We start from the raw sequence: 274 nt of genomic DNA, 5'->3' as shown, positions 1-274 counted from the left end.
CCTGTAAACCTCTAAAGCTCGATTAATTCTTTGTGAGTCATTTTCACTTATTTTTTCGGCTGCTTTTGGGTCAACTTTAACTAATTCTTTATATAAATGAGGCCAGCCAAATTCTTTAGCTTGTGCTTCTAGCTCTGATCTTATTACTGTATCTGCTTCAGGCAAAGGCGATAAACCATCAATTAAAGATTTGAAGTACAACATTGTACCTCCAACCAATACAGGTACTTTACCTTGTCTATGAAATTCGTCAATTTTTTGTACTGCATCGCGC

The 274-nt window shown here is 36.1% G+C and carries 1 pseudogene; it reads right to left on the bottom strand.

The annotated features are described in order from the left end of the window. A pseudogene (locus tag AAEY79_RS14830) lies at nucleotides 1–274 on the bottom strand (tRNA dimethylallyltransferase); the annotation flags it as partial.

This window comes from Psychrobacter sp. GW64-MNA-CIBAN-0177, assembly GCF_040309585.1.
Lineage (GTDB): Bacteria > Pseudomonadota > Gammaproteobacteria > Pseudomonadales > Moraxellaceae > Psychrobacter > Psychrobacter okhotskensis.
This window is presented reverse-complemented; position numbering and strand designations above follow the sequence as displayed.